We start from the raw sequence: 16390 nt of genomic DNA on the forward strand, positions 1-16390 counted from the left end.
ACTAATTAACTTTCAATTTAATCTATAATCTTAACTGTTATATTCAATTTCGCAGGCTCTTGAATATCATCAATTATTATTGCCTCGTCTACAAATTTTGAATAAAAAACAGCTGTCGTTTTATATTCCATATCAGGTAAATTGGCAGCTATCTGCAAATGTATATCAGCATTTTCACCTGGTTTCAAACCAAATGCAGGAAACATTCTCTGAGCCGTAATGAAATTCGTTGATGTATCAGGTATTTTATTTTCATATGTATTTGGTGCTTGATATTCTACTGGATGATTTCCAACATTTTTCCATTTGGTAACGCCAAGAAGAGTCTTGGTAGTAGTGCTTTGACCAACATCTGGAGGACTAACATCAGTATTTTCTAATTGAACGGGGTTTTTTATGTCTACAAAAACGTCTACCCATTTTATTCTATTATTTATATCGTCTTTTAAAACAATGATGAAACTTTTTGGATATGCAAAATCAAAACTAGTTTCAGTAGACGGAAAAGGTGTATCTACATCTACTATAGGAGTAGAAGTATCTTGTGTGTAATACACTTTTTCTGCATCAAATGTAGCCGTTGGAGTTAAGTCAGAAAAATCTGTACCTTCTGGCACAAATAAATATATGGTTTGTTTATTCGGGTTATTAGGATCTGTAAATGTTTTTTCAACAATTACATCTTCTGATAATTGTGAATTTTTGCTTGCCTCAAACTTAAAATCTGTGATCGTTAATGTTGATGGAGTTGGAGGCGCTTCTGCTTCAATAGTTACTATATAATGTAATAACTCTTCGCTTTTATCCAATACATTTACAATGGCATGTGTATGACTTTGTGATTCGTAAGAAAGAGCTGTATTACCACCAGGAATAACATCAAACTTACTTAGATTTAATTCATTTGAAGTAATATCTGCTTTTATATTCGATAAAAAGCTAGGATCAGATATAACAATGTTTATTTTACCATATTCAGTTTCCGTATTATTTTCAATTGTCGGTTGAACGATTTCTATAGAAACTGGTGTAATTCCTAATAAAGGAAATCCAGTCAATTTTGCTTCTTCTAAGTTAATTGTACTTGAAGTCGTCGTGTCTTCCTCATTACTACAACTGTTAAAAAATACAGTAAAAAAAGAGACGATTAAAGCTGTTAGAATTCTTTTGTTTTTCATTTTTTTCAAAGTTAGATTTACACCGCAATTTTACTAAAAGTTGTCACTGACATCAACCCCCTAAACAGGGGGTTTTACTGTTAAATTTTACTACTTAAAATAGATCTCTAAACACACTTCTATTAACACTAATTTTATATCTACTTAATAAATCTTTTACGTACTTTACCTTTATCGAATTCCAATTCAACAATATATAATCCTTTAGACAAAATATCTATAATCACATCCTGTTTTATTCCACTCAACGCAATAGCTCCTGACATGTTATAAATTTTATAGTTTTCAAATTGAAGTGTGCTGGGGTATACTATTTTTAATTTATTTTGTTGTGTAAATACATAGACAGAAGTGTTTAAATTGAAATCTACAACACTTAATGTAGCATCTTCAGCAATCGTTTTAAAGTTTCCCCAATCTGCAGCAGTATATACAGCTGTTGTTCCAGCAGGAATTACCAAATCAATGGTAAGACGGTCAGAAAAAACAGTATCAGCTAAACCTCCTGATATACTCCCATTTGTTATTGCTGGAGTATCTCCTAGAGCTATAACCTTAGTTAGAGGATTACTTGCAAAAGCTTCACTTCCAATATGTGCAACACTATCAGGAATGGTTATACTAGTTAATTGATTAAAATAAAAAGCACCTACTCCAATACTAGTTACACCTTCGGAAATAATTACATTAGTTAATAGATTATCTCTAAAAGCAAAATTTCCAATGATTTCAACATTACTAGGAATGGTTATCGTTTCTAATAGATTGTTTTGAAAAGCAAAAAAACCAATATCTCTAACACTATCTGGAATCTCCACATTAGTTAATTTGTTTTCCTCAAAAGCACTTTGTTTAATGCTTGTTACACTGTCAGGAATAGATATATTCACTAATTGATTATCTCTAAAAGTTGAACCTTCAATACTCGTTATTTTATTAGGAATGACTATAGTCGTTAACTGATTGCCTCTGAATGCTGCTATTCCGATACTCGTTACACTATTTGGTATGCTAACATTCGTTAACTGGTTACTTTTAAAAGCTACATCTCCAATACTGACAACACTATCAGGAATATCTACACTCTTCAATTCATTATCTACAAAAACAGCATCACCAATGCTGACTATACTGTTTGGAAGAGTTACATTAGTCAATTTATTAGCCTCAAAAGCAGCATTTCCAATACTGATAACACCATGTGGAATGTCAACTTCAGTTAATTGATTATGACTAAAGGCATCATCCCCAATACTAGTAACACTATCAGGAATAGTTATACTTTTTAATTGATTACGGCTAAAAATAAAACTTGTAATATTGGTAATACTATTCGGAATATTTATACTTGTTAATTCATTTTGTGCAAAAGCTGCAATTCCAATGTTGGTAATACTACTTGGAATAATTACACTAATCAATTCATTAGCTTCAAAAGCAGAACTTTCTATACTGACTACATTACTGGGTATTGTTATGTTAGTTAATTTATTATTAAAGAAAGTTCTTTTACTAATACTTGTAACACCATCTGGTATATTTACACTGATTAATTGATTACTTCTAAAAGCAGCGTCTCCAATATTAGTAACACCGTCTGGTATGGTTATACTAGTTAATTTATTACCTCTAAAAGCAGCATTTCCAATACTGATAACACTATCTGGAATGTTTACACTAGTTAACCCATCATTTTCAAAAGCTTTTTCTCCAATACCAGTAACAGTATACGTTATTCCACTATTTTCAACTTGAGTAGAGATAACGAGATCTCCTGTATTGGTGTTGTCTTTTATTATGACATTAGTAGTACCAGAGATCACTTCATATTGTATATTATTAACTACAAAAATTAGAGAAAACCCTTCAGTTACAGATTTAAAATTTATCCATCCTACAGCTGTATATGCAGCTTTTGTACCTTCAGGAATAACTAAGTCAATAGTAGGACGATTTGAAAAAATAGTATCAGCTAGACCTCCTGACATACTCCCATTTGTTATCGCTGGAGTATCTCCTAGTGCTATAACCTTGGTTAGAGGATTACTTGCAAAAGCTTCACCTCCAATATGTGCAACACTATCAGGAATGGTTATACTAGTTAATTGATTAAAATAAAAAGCACCTACTCCAATACTAGTTACACCTTCGGAAATAATTACATTAGTTAATTTATTACCTGAAAAAGCAGCATCTCCAATAGTAACAACACTACTTGGAATAGTTATATCCGTTAGCAAACTACCTTTAAATGCTCCCTCTCCAATACTAGTGACTCCTTCAGAAATAGTTATACTTGTCAATATATTATGTACAAATGCATAACTTCCTATATGGGTAACACTTTCCGGTATTGTTACTGTTTGTAATTTATTATCATCAAAAGCTGCATCACCTATACTTGTGACACTATCCGGAATTATTAAACTAGTTAACTGATTACCTGTAAAAGCATAATTACCTATACTAGTAACACTATTTAAAATACTTATACTAGTTAATTGGTTGTTTAAAAAAGTACTGTTTTCAATAGTAGTAACATTATTTGGAATACTTACACTACTTAATTGATTATTTGCAAAAGCGCTTTCTCCTATACTAGTAACACTATCAGGAATAAGTATACTAGTTAATTTATTACGACTAAAAGCAAAATCTCCGATACTTACAATACTATTTGGGATAGTTATACCAGTAAGCTCATCAAAATAAAAAGCACCATTTCCAATACTTGTTACGGTATACACTACTCCACTATGTTCAACCTGTACTGGTATTATTACGTTCCCTTTATTCGTGTTAGCTGTTATTACGACTTCCTTACTACTACCTGAAATAACTTCATATTCTATATTATTAACTGTAAAGACTTGAGAGAATCCAACAAAAGTTATCAGTAAAGTAAAGATTACAAGTAGTTTTCTTTTCATTTTTTAAAATAGATTTGGAGAACAATTTTACTGAAAGAAACATTTTGCGTCAATAACCCGATTAGGGGGTTTTATGTAGTTTTTTTTATTAAAAATGAAGTTGAAAAATAAAAAGCGAGATAGATTATATTTTCTATCTCGCTTTTTTAGTTAGTTGTATATAGTATTAAAATCCACTTCCTGGTGGTTCTGGACTAGCAGCTTGTGCTTTTTTAGGGTTTAAAATAAGATAGGTTCCCAATGCTGTTAATGCTGTGTACTTTCCATATTTTCCTATTTTTTCTAAAGCTTCTTTTCTATTTATATTTTTCGATGTTTTCATACTTCTATATTAACTACTTAAATATTACTTTTTTTGTTTTTGTTCCTTGTAAGCTCTCTACTTTTACAATGTAAACTCCAGTATCTAAAAGATTCGGTTCTATTGTTAACATTCCTTGAGAAACAGCTACTTTTTTATACACTTCATTTCCTAAGACAGAATATAAACTTACAGTAACTTGTTTATCACTAGCTAAACCTTGAATAGTAATTTCTTGCTTACCAGATTTTAATATTTTCACGTCTTGTCTTAAGGCATTTCTATCTTCAAAATGTAAAACTTTAGAAGTAGTGTGTAGATAAAATCTTCCTATTCCTTCTAATGTACTTGTTGTTGTAAATGTGTATGACTTTTCTTTAGTTAAATTGATAAATTTTCTAGTTGCTGAATCTTCTAAATATACTGTAAGATTAGCAGGAATATTATCTGTTTGTACAGATAAACTAATTTCTTGCCCTGCTTCAGATTGTAATCCGATAGGAATTACCATGGTTTCGTAATCTGAATCTGGTAACGATTGAATGGTGAAATCTGTATTTTCAGTACCTTCAACTAAATGGGTAAATACATCAAAAGAAGCTCCTTTAAAATTTCCAATATCATAACCAGCATCTAAACCTTTTGTAGTGTTACTGATATAATTAATTTTCGTAGTAACCTGAACACCATCTTGAGTTGCCATTACGTGTATATTAGAACGATGGTTACGACTTCTCGAGAAAGTTGTAGATCCTGTAGCATTTGCTAAACGATGACTTTCTTTAAATGTAATTGATGAAACACCTGTGTTTGTTTTAACCATGAAACCTTGACCTACATTTAATGAAGTATCAGTATCTAGCAACGATGTAGTCACATATTTGTTCTGATTTGCATCCCAGGTATAAACACTTTGATAAAGGGGATCTAGTTTACTTAAGTTTTCTTGAATAAAGTTATTGTTTGAATTAGCATTTATTGGTAAATAAGCAGTATACGGACTTCCGATTGCATTCCATTGATCTGCATTTACATTTACGATAACATCATTAGTTTCTAAACTTCCTGAAAAACCAATACTCCCATCAGTAGCTCTAGAAATAATATAACTTCTTCCTTTCTCAAAAGAAATGATGTTGGAAGCTAAATCATCAGTTGTATAATATACCCATTTAGATCCTTCAGCTTTGCTGTCATCATAATAAGCAACAGCATATCTATTAGGTGTAACTGTTGTATTTACTCGAATCTCATTTGCTGTATTTTCTACAAAATCTTTAATGCTTTGTCCAGAAACGGGTACGGTGATTAAATTCCATTCGTTTGCTAATAAACCTGATTTTTCAAAACTAACTGTTCCGTTAGCCGTTCCTTTTACTATAAAAGTTCCACTTGTAGTTGCAGAAGAGTTAATAGTAATTGTTTCCGCACTATTTAAATCGCCATTAACAATAGCTGCTCCGTTATCTTCTATAGAAAATGAAGAGAATTCTTCAATTGACAAATCATTCATTTCTGCAGTAACTCCTGAACTAATAACTGGAAAATTAACAACATTAGGGATAACAACATTTTGTGAAGTTGAGGCGATTAAGTTTTCATTCCAGTTTCCAGTATCTGTCCAACCTGTTCCATTAGAACCAGACCAAATTGTAAATTCAGTTAGAGATTTAAACCCAGTCCAACCAGCAGTTATATATGCAGTTGTTGTTCCTGCAGGAATCTCCAAGTTAATACTGCTACGGTTAGAAAAAACATCTATTAATATGTTGTTTGTTATTACTGGTGGAGTTTTAGCTTTTGTTGTAAAATTGGATATAGGGTTAAAAGAAAAAGCTCCTCTTCCAATACTTGTAATACCTTCAGGGATGGTTACTCTTTCTAATAGATTATTATGAAAAGCACGTTCACCAATAGCAGTAACACTATTTGGAATAGTGACACTAGTTAGTTTATTATTAGCAAAAACATCCTCTTCAATATTGGTAATACTATTCCCGATGGTTACACTAGTTAATTGATTTAACTCAAAAGCACGATTACCAATTGTTGTAATACTATTAGGAATAGTGATATCAGTTAATTTATTATCTCTAAAAGCAGCTATCCCAATAGTTGTAACACTATTAGGAATAGTGATATTAGCTAATTGATTACGTGCAAAAGCAGATACCCCAATAGTTGTAACGCTATTTGGAATAGTTATATCGGTTAACTGATTTAACTCAAAAGCTGCACCCCCAATACTTGTAACACTATTTGGAATAATGACACTAGTTAATTGATTATTATAAAAAACAATATTTCCGATAGTTGTAACACTATTAGGAATAATGATATCAGTTAATCTATTATCTCTAAAAGATTGATTTCCAATAGATATAACACTATTAGGAATACTAACATTAATTAATTGATTTTTAAAAAAAGCAGATTCCCCAATAGTTGTAACACTATTAGGAATAGTTAAAACTTGTAACTGATTATCTGCAAAAGACTCATTTCCAATAGTTTTTATCGTATTTGGAATGGTCACACTAATTAATTGGTTTCGTTTGAAAACACTATCCTCTATATCAGTAACGCCATTTGGAATGATCACATTAGTTAATTCATTTATTTGAAAAGCAGATTTTCCAATAGTTGTAACACCATTACCTATAATTACACTGGTTAATGCATTATTTTCAAAAGCAGATTCTCCAATAGTTGTAACACTATTTGGAATAGTTACATTGATTAATTTATTATCTTTAAATACTCTTTTTCGAATATTAATAACACTATTTGGAATAGTTACACTAGTTAATTTATTATTTCTAAATGCATTATGTCGAATATCAGTGACACCATTTGGAATGATCACGTTAGTTAATTCATTATCTCTAAAGGCAGACTCTCTAATAATTGTAAGACTATTTGAGATGATTACATTGGTTAATTTATTGTTATCAAAAGCACTAACTCCAATATATGTAACACTATTTGGGATGGTTACGTTGGTTAATTCGTTATTGCTAAAAGCACTATTTCCAATACTGATAATACTAGTTGGAATAGTTACACTGGTTAATTGATTATTTTTAAAAGCATCATCTCCAATTATCGTAACTTTATAAGCTCTTCCATTGTTCACAACCTGTGTTGGTATTACTATATCTCCTGTATTAGTATTAGCTGTTATTTTTACTTCATTATTGCTACAGCAAAGAACGTCATATTCTATATTATTAACCGTAAAGGTTTGAGCAAATCCGATAAAACAGATGGTGAGTGTAATAAGAGTTAGTAGATTTCTTTTCATTTTTTTAAAATTAAATTTAGGGTGCAATTTTATTGAAAGAAAACTCTTACGTCAATAACCCGATTAGGGGGTTTTATGTAGCTTTTTTTATTGAATTGAATTAATGTGAACTTTGTTTTAAGTTAAAGCTGTTACTACGAGTGAAGTTATTTGTAATACAATGAAAAATAATTTTGCGCTTCGACTATCGCTTAGTACAATTTTACTTTTGATTTCGATAAACTCAATCTCCTGTAAAATCAATAGAATTTTCAGAAAAGTATACTTGAGATTTACGTTAAATCAATTGGTTTTTAAAAGCGAAAACTGTTAATTCAACTACACTCGACACATTTGATTTTTTAAAAATATTTTTTTTATGACTCTTAACAGTATGATTAGAAATGAATAACTTTTCTCCAATTTGATCTTCTGTTAACCCTTTAGAAATGTAATTGATAACCTCAATTTCTCTTGCTGAAAAAAGATTTTTAGCTTCATTAATATCAGCATTAAGATTTTCTGAATCAATTCCCATTTCTAGTGCTGCAAATAATGATTTTTGATGTATAGGTTTTACTATATATCCATTGGGTTGCACTTCTTGAGCTCTTTTAATTGTCTTTTTATCAGCATAAGCCGTAAGAAAGAAAATATATGGGGTGTAGATTTTACGTATTTCTTTAGCTAAAGCAATACCATCTTTTTCATCATTAAGCATAATATCTAACAATAAAATATCTGGTCTTAAGTGGTTGATTTCTTTAAAGGCTATTTTCCAGCTTTTGGAAGAACCGATAACTTTGTATTCAAGGTCTTCCATAACCTCCTTAATTTCTTCCGATACTATGAGTTGATCTTCAACAATAAATGTAGTCATACTTTGAATCTTATTCATATAAATTAATTTTCATAACTATAGGTTAATTGATACATCACTCCGTTTTCACTTTGTATTTCTAATTTCCCGTTTATTTGTTCTGTTAAAAGTGCTATAATTTTTGAACCTAAACCTTTATAATTCTTTTGTGAATCAATAATACCAACTCCATTATCACGAATTGTAAGTTTTTTTATTTGATATGCATTTGATCGAAAATCAATAAAAATTTTAGGGTCTTTAATTCCTTCAAAAGCATACTTCATTGCATTGGTTATAGCTTCATTAATAATTAAACCAAGATATAACGCTTCATTTGAGCTTAACTGTTTTTCTTCAATAATTAATTCATAATCAATTTCAGTTTCGCTAGTGTATTTAAAGATTAATCCAGAGACAATATCTTCGAGATATTTTTGAAAATTAATAGTTTCATTAGAATTATTTTGGTACAATAATGTATGAATTTTCCCCATGGCCATAATCCTGTCTTTTCCTGTATTCAAAGCATCTATAGCTGTTTGATCTTCTAATCTACTCACTTGTAATCCGATTAAACTTGAAATCAACTGTAAGTTATTTTTTACTCTGTGATTTAATTCTTTTAGAAGAAATTCAATTCGTTCTGTTTTTTCTTCTGATCTTTTTCTTTGGAATTCATATTGATTTACTAACCAACGAATGAGTAGTACAAATAAGCATAATACAATAACAAAACTTAAAGAAACATCTAAAAATCGTATAGAATCACTAGAATAAGGGGTAACCCAGGTTGTAAATCGTTCTAGAAGAAGTAAACTAATTGTATTTATTAAAGCAAAAGCTATAAAAAACCGTAAATACTTTTTTTCAATAAAAATGATAAAGCTAGCTGTACTAACAAGTACATATAATAACATCGCTCCCTTAAGTCCACCAGATTGAAACCAAAGAACATCAATAATCCCTATTGTAAATACAACAATTACAATTGAAACTTGCTCGTATCTGTTTTTAAAACGAGCATGGTAATAACAAATACTGTATACCAATCCAACTAATATGTTTAAAATATGTACTTCAATATCTACATCCGCAATTACGTTTATAATCGCAGATGTTAAACTAGCTAAAACTCCTATAATAAGAACAATATTGATAAGTTGAGAACGAAAATTAATATGATTAGCATTGGTTAAAAACAATGATAGCTTTTTCATATTCATACACTGTTTAGTAATAATTCTTTTTAGATTTCACCTTTTTATATAGTTATAATTTTCGCTGCGTGTTTATATCAAACCACTCACAAGTAGGTTGATTCTAAGAATTAGTTACGCTTTAAAACTTGGTACAAAACTAGAAAGGTAAAATCATAAAAACACCCCTGAAAACAGGGTAAAACATTATGGTAAAAATTTATATGCATATTTTATATTTAAAATAAAATACTGTCAATTTTTAATACGCACAAAATGTTAAACCCACAGGAAGTTAACTCGTTTTTTATTTTCATAAAAAAGTATTAAATTAAGGTAATCATAATCCCTTTGTTATTTATTATCTCTAATAACGTGATTTCGATATAAGAAATTTATAAATCATTACAGTATATAACCCTGATTTATCTTTAAGTAAAACTGTAGTGAATTGATCTTACTAGAACAGTACTTCAAAAAAACTTAACTCGAATTCGTCTTAAACATTTTTTTCAAATGAAAAAACAAGAATTACAACACTCGGATTATAGAATTAGAAAGCTTATTGGTATTTTAGGTTTATTACTCCCAATTCTTTTACCTCTAACTGGAAAAGAGCTTTTATCTTCAATTAGTCATTACTATTATAAACCTCTACCTTCTATTGTATTCATTATTATTCTTTCCTGTTTTGCTTTATTTTTAATTTCTTATAAAGGCTACAAGATTGATAAAGCTACAGAGAAGTTAAGTGATGATCTTATTACTAATATTGGTGGATTAGCTGCATTGCTTGTTGTATTTATACCTACACGATGCGCTGGAAGTGAAAGTGATTTTATAGACAGTTTATGCGGCATTGACAATTTTCCTTTATTAGGACATGATGATCCCACATCAAATACTATTCATTTAGTAAGTGCAGGTATATTTATTGTCAGTATGGGCTGGATGTCTCGATATAAATTTACTAGAGGCAGTGACACTTCGTATCATAAATTGTATCGTACTTCTGGATTGATTACTTTTATTGCAGCAGGGATATTACTGCTATTCTTCAGTATAGAATTTATATTCAATACTACTTTTTCACTCACAAAATATGATGTATTCATCTTCGAAACGATAGCTATAATTCCTTTTGCTGTTTCTTGGTTAGTTAAAGGACAAACTATATCCTACCTCAAAAAACTATTTTGATTATAGATTTAGAATAGTTGTCGATTGAAGACAAGCAATGGAAAATTTCAATATTAAAAATTTTACTTATCTACTCGCCATGGTGGATCTTTTCTATTTTTTCCTCCATAGAATAATATAATTTGGTTTCCATCTAGATCTTTTAATCTTGCTTCTCTCCACAACCAACTTTGATCTACGGGTTCTTGCTCAAACTTAACCCCTGATTTTTTAAGTTGTTCAACTTGTTCATCAAGGTTTTCACATTCAAAATATACATAAACTCCATCTCCTTTAGGTAATTCTTTAGTTTGGTGAATAGAAAAAGTAGCATCACCATCAGGACATTCAAATCTAGCATAATGTGGTAATGCTTCAACTATGAGTCGCAATCCTAATTTTTCATAAAAAGGAATTGACTTTGTTAAATCTAATGAAGGTACTGTGATTTGATTTAAGTTCATACTAGTAGTTTTATAAGTTGATGTAGTGCAATTTTGGCTTCTTTCATAACTGGTAATAATGGCCAAATGTGTGGCATGTTTTCTCCTAAAATTACTTTAGGATGAACACCCGCTTGTATGAATTTTTCAACTGCTAATTTTTGATCAGGATACATAATATCATTTTCTGATAAAAATAAAATCGTTTCTGGAAATTCCTCAAAACTTCCATACAATGGAGAAATGATTTCATTTTGTAATGAGATACTACCAGCACACATTTTTTTAGCACTTAAAATGCCTGTTTTAGATAACATTGGATCTATAATATCTAATGTATCAATTTCTATGTTTGACATTGAAGCATCCATAACTGGTGAAATCAATATTGTTTTTAGAGGTAATGGTTTCTTTTCTACAATTAATCGTTGTATTAGAGATATAGCTAAAGTCCCTCCTACTGAATCACCAATTAAGATCACATTATCAGAGGTGAATTGCTCTAATGCCTTACTATAAACTGCATCTATATTTTTAGATATTTCTTCTATTTTATGTTCTGGAGCTTTTGGATAATTACACATCCAAATAGTGTAATCAGTCTTTTTTGCAATTGTTTTAATCGTATCCCAATGATGTTGCGCTGGTCCAGAAATAAAAGCACCTCCATGGATAAACAGAAGTAGTTTTTTCGGATTACCTTTGCAACTAACTTCAGTAATTAAAGTCTTTGCTATTTGAAATTGCTGAGTTATATGTTTTTTAAAAAACAATCCTTTAGGTTGAAAAACATCTTCTTTTCGAATTGCTATGAAATCTATAGGATCTTGACTAAACTTTTTCTTTATACCCTTAAATTTTATTACCCAAAGTGTCATATAGAACGTTAAACTCTGTTTCATACTATTTCATATTTTTATCTACAGTTTTTCTATCTATTCTTTAAATTCTGCGCCTATATAGATCTTACAAACTTGATTATTAAAATTACTAAAATATGGCTGTCAAGCAAGACTTTTTATTTTAGTATAATTCATTTAATTTTGAAGCATTAAATTATTCCCTCAATACATGCAGAAAATCATCTGTTTTTTACTCTTTTTTTCTTTCTTGGTTACTTTCTCTCAAGATTCAGATTCAACCATTGTTAATTATAAAAACAATATCAAGAATGCTCAGAACGACTCATTAAAAGTAAGTTACCTTTTAAAATTAGGAACTTATCAAAAAAACAGAGACCCGAATCAACTTCCTATTTACCACAAACAAGTTCGAGAGATTTTTAAACATGCGAAGTACAATTACAAATACCAAAAAAAAATATTACTAATTCAATCAGGAGTATATAAAAGAAGAGCTTCAGATTTTTCAGGAGCATTAAAAGACTATTTAGCAGCTCAAAAAATTATCATAGAAACAAATGATTCTTTGAATCTTGGAATAAACTATGGAAATATTGCAATGCTCTATAAATATAAGGGTGAGTGTGAAAAATCCATTGTGAATTTTAAAAAGGCAATTGCAATTAATACATTAAATAAAAATTACAAGTTAGTAGGTAGAAATTACGGTAATATAGCAAGATGTTATTCTAAAATTAATCAAACAGACTCTGCTTATTATTATTTTGATAAAGGTATTTATTACGCTAAGCTTCATGGGGCTGAAGAAATTTTACAAGGCATTTACGGAAAAAAAGCTTATTTGCTTTCTGAACATAAAAGATATGAAGAAGCCCTTCCATTACAATTAAACTATTTAGCATATGCTAAAAGTATTCGCAAAAACTTATCTATCATAGTTACAAATACTAATCTAGCTAGGACATATTTTGGATTAAAAGAACACAAAAAAGCATTATTTCATACCAGAGAAGCAATTGATTTAGCAACTAAAATTAAAATGACTAATCGACTTGATATAGCTTATAAAATTAGAAGTGATATTTATAAGAGCATGGGCAAATATGACCTTGCTTTTGATGATTTACAAAAACATAATGAAATTCAGAACGAGATTAATATTGTAAAAAATGCGAAGAAATTTACAGAGTTAGAAATGGCTTATTCTTTCGAAAAAGAACGAATTAAAGATAGTATAATTCATACTGAAGAGAAAAAAAGAATTGAATTGCAAGCTGAAGGCCAAAAAACAAAAAAGCAACTGTACATTGCTATACTTATAATTATTACTATTGTAAGTATTGGTATTTTATATTACGGGTACCGTTTATATTTAACAACTCAGAAAAAAAATAAAATTAGAGAAGCTCAATTATCTGAAAAAATATCTAATTTAAATACAGAAGTTACCACAAAAAAGGAAGAAGTGAATGATCTCTTAACTGAAACTCTGGTTCATTTACGTACTAAAGAAAAACTAGCAGACAATTTGGCAAAGTTATCTCATAATGAAGAAGGTGTAACACTAAAGGGGATTATAGCAGACTTAAAAGCTGAAAAATTAGGAGACTCTAAAATTATAGTACTGAAAAAAAATATCGAGACTTTAAATTACGAGTTTTTAAAAACATTAAAAACTCAACATCCTACATTAACAAAAACTGATATTGAAATATGTTCCTTTATAAAAATTGGACTTTCTAGAGCTGAAGTTGCTAATTTGAGAAAGACCAGCTTGTATGCTATTAAATCTACTCGATATCGATTAAAAAAGAAACTAAACCTTAATTCTAATGACTCTCTAGATCAATATATTAAATCTCTTTAAATTAAAATTGAAAATTTATTCCTATTTTGATATTATTCTCACTATTTCCTAACTTAAAATTAAAGTTCATCTATTCATTTTTTGACTTTCTCAATAGGTTTTCTATTTTTAAGTTAGGAATCTTATTGTAGTTTACTACAAAAGCAAAATCAAAAACTATTCTAAATTTAGTCATTAATATTATTTACATCATATATAACCCTCAAGATGAATTTTAACAATCTAAAAACGAGCAAACAATTTGTATTATCAATCTTCTTTTTAGTGTTTTTCACTCAAGTTTTCTCGCAAAATTCAATAGAAGACTTATCACAAAAATTACAAAATACTACAGATAAAAAAGCTCGATTTGAAATTCTAGATGAACTGACAAAAAAAACAGTCAATGAAAACTCTGATAGAAAAGTAAAATTTCTAAAAGAATATATTTCCATAGCCAAAGATTTAAAAGAATATGATTTACTAGCTAATAAATCTCGTTTTTTAATTCAATATTATACGAATACATCTCAACTAGATTCCACAAAATACTATACTGATAAAATGTTGGAATATTTACCTCTATTTAAAGATCCAACTACAGAAGCTCATTTATTATTAAAAAGAGCTAGTTATTATTATAATACGGATCAATATGAAAAAGCGATAACAGATTATAAACGCTCTGGAGATATATTTATTGAAGAAAATAAAGGTTTAATTAATGCTGCAGATGCCCGTTTCTTTGCTGCACAAGTTTATAATGATCTAAATGATTTTTTAAATGCTGTTACCAATTATGAAGAAGCTTATAAATTATACGATGAACTAAAAGATGATTTCTATAAAAACTTCACTCTTGCAGAATTAGCTGGTATTTACTCTAAAAATGGTTTTCTTGAAAAAGCTATCGCTGAACGTAAACGAGTTTTAGCTAATGCTAAAGAAATTAAAGATTACGCATCTTTATATTATGCTTATGGAAATTTAGCTAAAATTAGCCAAAAAGTTAAAAACTATGACGATGTAAAAAAATACATAGACTCAACAACAGTTTATGCAGATAGTATACAGAACAAACAGCAAAAAGTATTATCTAAATTGTTTCTCGCTAATTTAAATATTGATTACAATTTAGACTTAGATAATGTAACTCTAGCCGAAAAGTATCTAGAAGAAGCAAAAGGTTGGGTTAAAAAAACAAGTGCACCAGATTTTTTCCAAAGAATGAACTATGAATATCAAGGTAAAGTTTATAGTCAAAAGAAAGATTATGCTAAGGCAGAAAACGCATTTAAAAAAGTACTTACACTTAAAGGACAAGAAGGACAGGAAGAAACCGTAAAAAAAGCAGAAAAAGAAATTGCTAAAGTTTATGGAGCTACAGGCCAATATAAAAAGGCTTTTGAACATTTAAATACCTACTTGCAATTAGAAGAAGCCAATAATAAACTGATAAAAGACAATACCTTTTTATACTATCAATCTAAATTTGAAACCGAACGTAAGGATCAAGAAATTTTCAAAAAGAAAACAGAAATAGAACTGTTAGAAAAAGATAAACAAATTGAAAAATATAAAAGGAGAGTAATCGTAGCTGTTTTACTCATTGTTCTTTTAATTGCATTCATGATTTTTTACGTATTCTGGAAAAAAGCAAAACGAAAGAGAAGAGCCTTAACTAAAGAAATAGTAGATCTAAATACTGAAGTTACGACTAAAAAAGAAGAAGTAAATGAATTGTTAACGGAAACTATAACTCATCTCCGCTCTAAAGAAAAATTAGCTGAAAATTTAGCAAAACTGTCTCATGAAGAGGAAGGTGTTACACTTACAAGTATTATAGCCGATTTAAAAGCAGACAAATTAGAAGATTCAAAAATATTAGTTCTTAAAAAAAATATTGAAACTTTAAACTATGAGTTTTTAAAAACATTAAAAGCTAAACATCCTAAATTAACCAAAACTGATATTGAAATATGTTCTTTTATCAAAATTGGACTTTCTAGAGCTGAAGTTGCTAATATGAGAAAGACAAGTTTATATGCTATTAAATCTACCCGATATCGATTAAAAAAGAAATTAAATCTTAATACTGAAGATTCTTTAGATCAATACATACGTTCTCTATAAACGTCTATTTTACTACATTTTTTTATTCTAAAAATAGAGACAGGGGGCTCAAAAACTAAATTTAAAATATTGATTTTCAATTTTTTATAGTTTTTGCACCCTTTTCTGCATCCTGCAATTTCTTTTTAAAAACTCAAAAATGAAATAGTATTGCATCGTGTTTAATGTAAATCTCT

General features: G+C 29.1%; 11 protein-coding genes. 3 read left to right on the forward strand and 8 right to left on the reverse strand.

Annotation, left to right across the window (positions count from 1 at the left end; genetic code table 11):
- Positions 1–17 precede the first annotated feature (17 nt).
- From BVC87_RS18040 to BVC87_RS18060, 6 genes are all read right to left on the reverse strand, one after another.
- Positions 18–1178, reverse strand: coding sequence for a hypothetical protein (locus tag BVC87_RS18040; protein WP_075343807.1), 1161 nt, complete (start codon positions 1176–1178; stop codon positions 18–20).
- 140 nt (positions 1179–1318) lie between these two features.
- On the reverse strand, positions 1319–4108 hold the full coding sequence (locus BVC87_RS18045; RefSeq protein ID WP_075343808.1) for a leucine-rich repeat domain-containing protein: 2790 nt from the start codon (positions 4106–4108) through the stop codon (positions 1319–1321).
- Between the two features lie 166 nt (positions 4109–4274).
- Positions 4275–4430, reverse strand: coding sequence for a hypothetical protein (locus BVC87_RS23710; protein ID WP_200799211.1), 156 nt, complete (start codon positions 4428–4430; stop codon positions 4275–4277).
- Between the two features lie 13 nt (positions 4431–4443).
- Positions 4444–7713 (reverse strand): leucine-rich repeat domain-containing protein, encoded by a 3270-nt coding sequence (locus tag BVC87_RS18050; protein ID WP_075343809.1) that lies wholly within the window; start codon positions 7711–7713, stop codon positions 4444–4446.
- A gap of 277 nt (positions 7714–7990) precedes the next feature.
- A complete protein-coding gene (locus BVC87_RS18055; protein ID WP_083629595.1) occupies positions 7991–8590 on the reverse strand; it encodes a response regulator transcription factor in 600 nt (199 codons plus the stop codon).
- A gap of 5 nt (positions 8591–8595) precedes the next feature.
- A complete protein-coding gene (locus BVC87_RS18060) occupies positions 8596–9771 on the reverse strand; it encodes a sensor histidine kinase (RefSeq protein WP_075343811.1) in 1176 nt (391 codons plus the stop codon).
- A gap of 495 nt (positions 9772–10266) precedes the next feature.
- On the opposite strand from BVC87_RS18060, the gene BVC87_RS18065 reads away from it, so the two are divergent.
- Entirely contained in the window at positions 10267–10950 is a 684-nt protein-coding gene (locus BVC87_RS18065) for a hypothetical protein (protein WP_075343812.1), read from the forward strand.
- 62 nt (positions 10951–11012) lie between these two features.
- Here BVC87_RS18065 and BVC87_RS18070 read toward each other — a convergent pair whose 3' ends face one another.
- Together BVC87_RS18070 and BVC87_RS18075 are read right to left on the reverse strand one after the other, a co-directional pair.
- Positions 11013–11393, reverse strand: coding sequence for a VOC family protein (locus tag BVC87_RS18070; protein ID WP_075343813.1), 381 nt, complete (start codon positions 11391–11393; stop codon positions 11013–11015).
- Positions 11390–12274, reverse strand: a complete 885-nt coding sequence (locus BVC87_RS18075) for an alpha/beta hydrolase (protein ID WP_075343814.1) — start codon at positions 12272–12274, stop codon at positions 11390–11392. Before BVC87_RS18075 ends, BVC87_RS18070 begins: the two co-directional genes overlap by 4 nt.
- 169 nt (positions 12275–12443) lie before the next feature.
- Here BVC87_RS18075 and BVC87_RS18080 point away from each other — a divergent pair, with 169 nt between their 5' ends.
- Both BVC87_RS18080 and BVC87_RS18085 read left to right on the forward strand, forming a co-directional pair.
- Positions 12444–14102, forward strand: coding sequence for a tetratricopeptide repeat protein (locus BVC87_RS18080; protein ID WP_075343815.1), 1659 nt, complete (start codon positions 12444–12446; stop codon positions 14100–14102).
- Positions 14103–14309: 207 nt separating this feature from the next.
- Complete coding sequence (locus tag BVC87_RS18085; protein ID WP_075343816.1) at positions 14310–16214, forward strand: tetratricopeptide repeat protein; 1905 nt, start codon at positions 14310–14312, stop codon at positions 16212–16214.
- Positions 16215–16390 lie beyond the last annotated feature (176 nt).

Origin of the sequence: Tenacibaculum agarivorans, assembly GCF_001936575.1 — a bacterium.
In the GTDB taxonomy this organism is placed as follows: domain Bacteria; phylum Bacteroidota; class Bacteroidia; order Flavobacteriales; family Flavobacteriaceae; genus Polaribacter; species Polaribacter agarivorans.

Bases quoted from the DNA above. Each gene is read 5' to 3' on its own strand.
- BVC87_RS18085 (WP_075343816.1), top strand. From the start codon at position 14,310: ATGAATTTTAACAATCTAAAAACGAGCAAACAATTTGTATTATCAATC.
- BVC87_RS18065 (WP_075343812.1), top strand. From the start codon at position 10,267: ATGAAAAAACAAGAATTACAACACTCGGATTATAGAATTAGAAAGCTT.
- BVC87_RS18045 (WP_075343808.1), bottom strand. From the start codon at position 4,108: ATGAAAAGAAAACTACTTGTAATCTTTACTTTACTGATAACTTTTGTT.
- BVC87_RS18075 (WP_075343814.1), bottom strand. From the start codon at position 12,274: ATGAAACAGAGTTTAACGTTCTATATGACACTTTGGGTAATAAAATTT.
- BVC87_RS18060 (WP_075343811.1), bottom strand. From the start codon at position 9,771: ATGAAAAAGCTATCATTGTTTTTAACCAATGCTAATCATATTAATTTT.
- BVC87_RS18080 (WP_075343815.1), top strand. From the start codon at position 12,444: ATGCAGAAAATCATCTGTTTTTTACTCTTTTTTTCTTTCTTGGTTACT.
- BVC87_RS18055 (WP_083629595.1), bottom strand. From the start codon at position 8,590: ATGAATAAGATTCAAAGTATGACTACATTTATTGTTGAAGATCAACTC.
- BVC87_RS18040 (WP_075343807.1), bottom strand. From the start codon at position 1,178: ATGAAAAACAAAAGAATTCTAACAGCTTTAATCGTCTCTTTTTTTACT.
- BVC87_RS18070 (WP_075343813.1), bottom strand. From the start codon at position 11,393: ATGAACTTAAATCAAATCACAGTACCTTCATTAGATTTAACAAAGTCA.
- BVC87_RS18050 (WP_075343809.1), bottom strand. From the start codon at position 7,713: ATGAAAAGAAATCTACTAACTCTTATTACACTCACCATCTGTTTTATC.
- BVC87_RS23710 (WP_200799211.1), bottom strand. From the start codon at position 4,430: ATGAAAACATCGAAAAATATAAATAGAAAAGAAGCTTTAGAAAAAATA.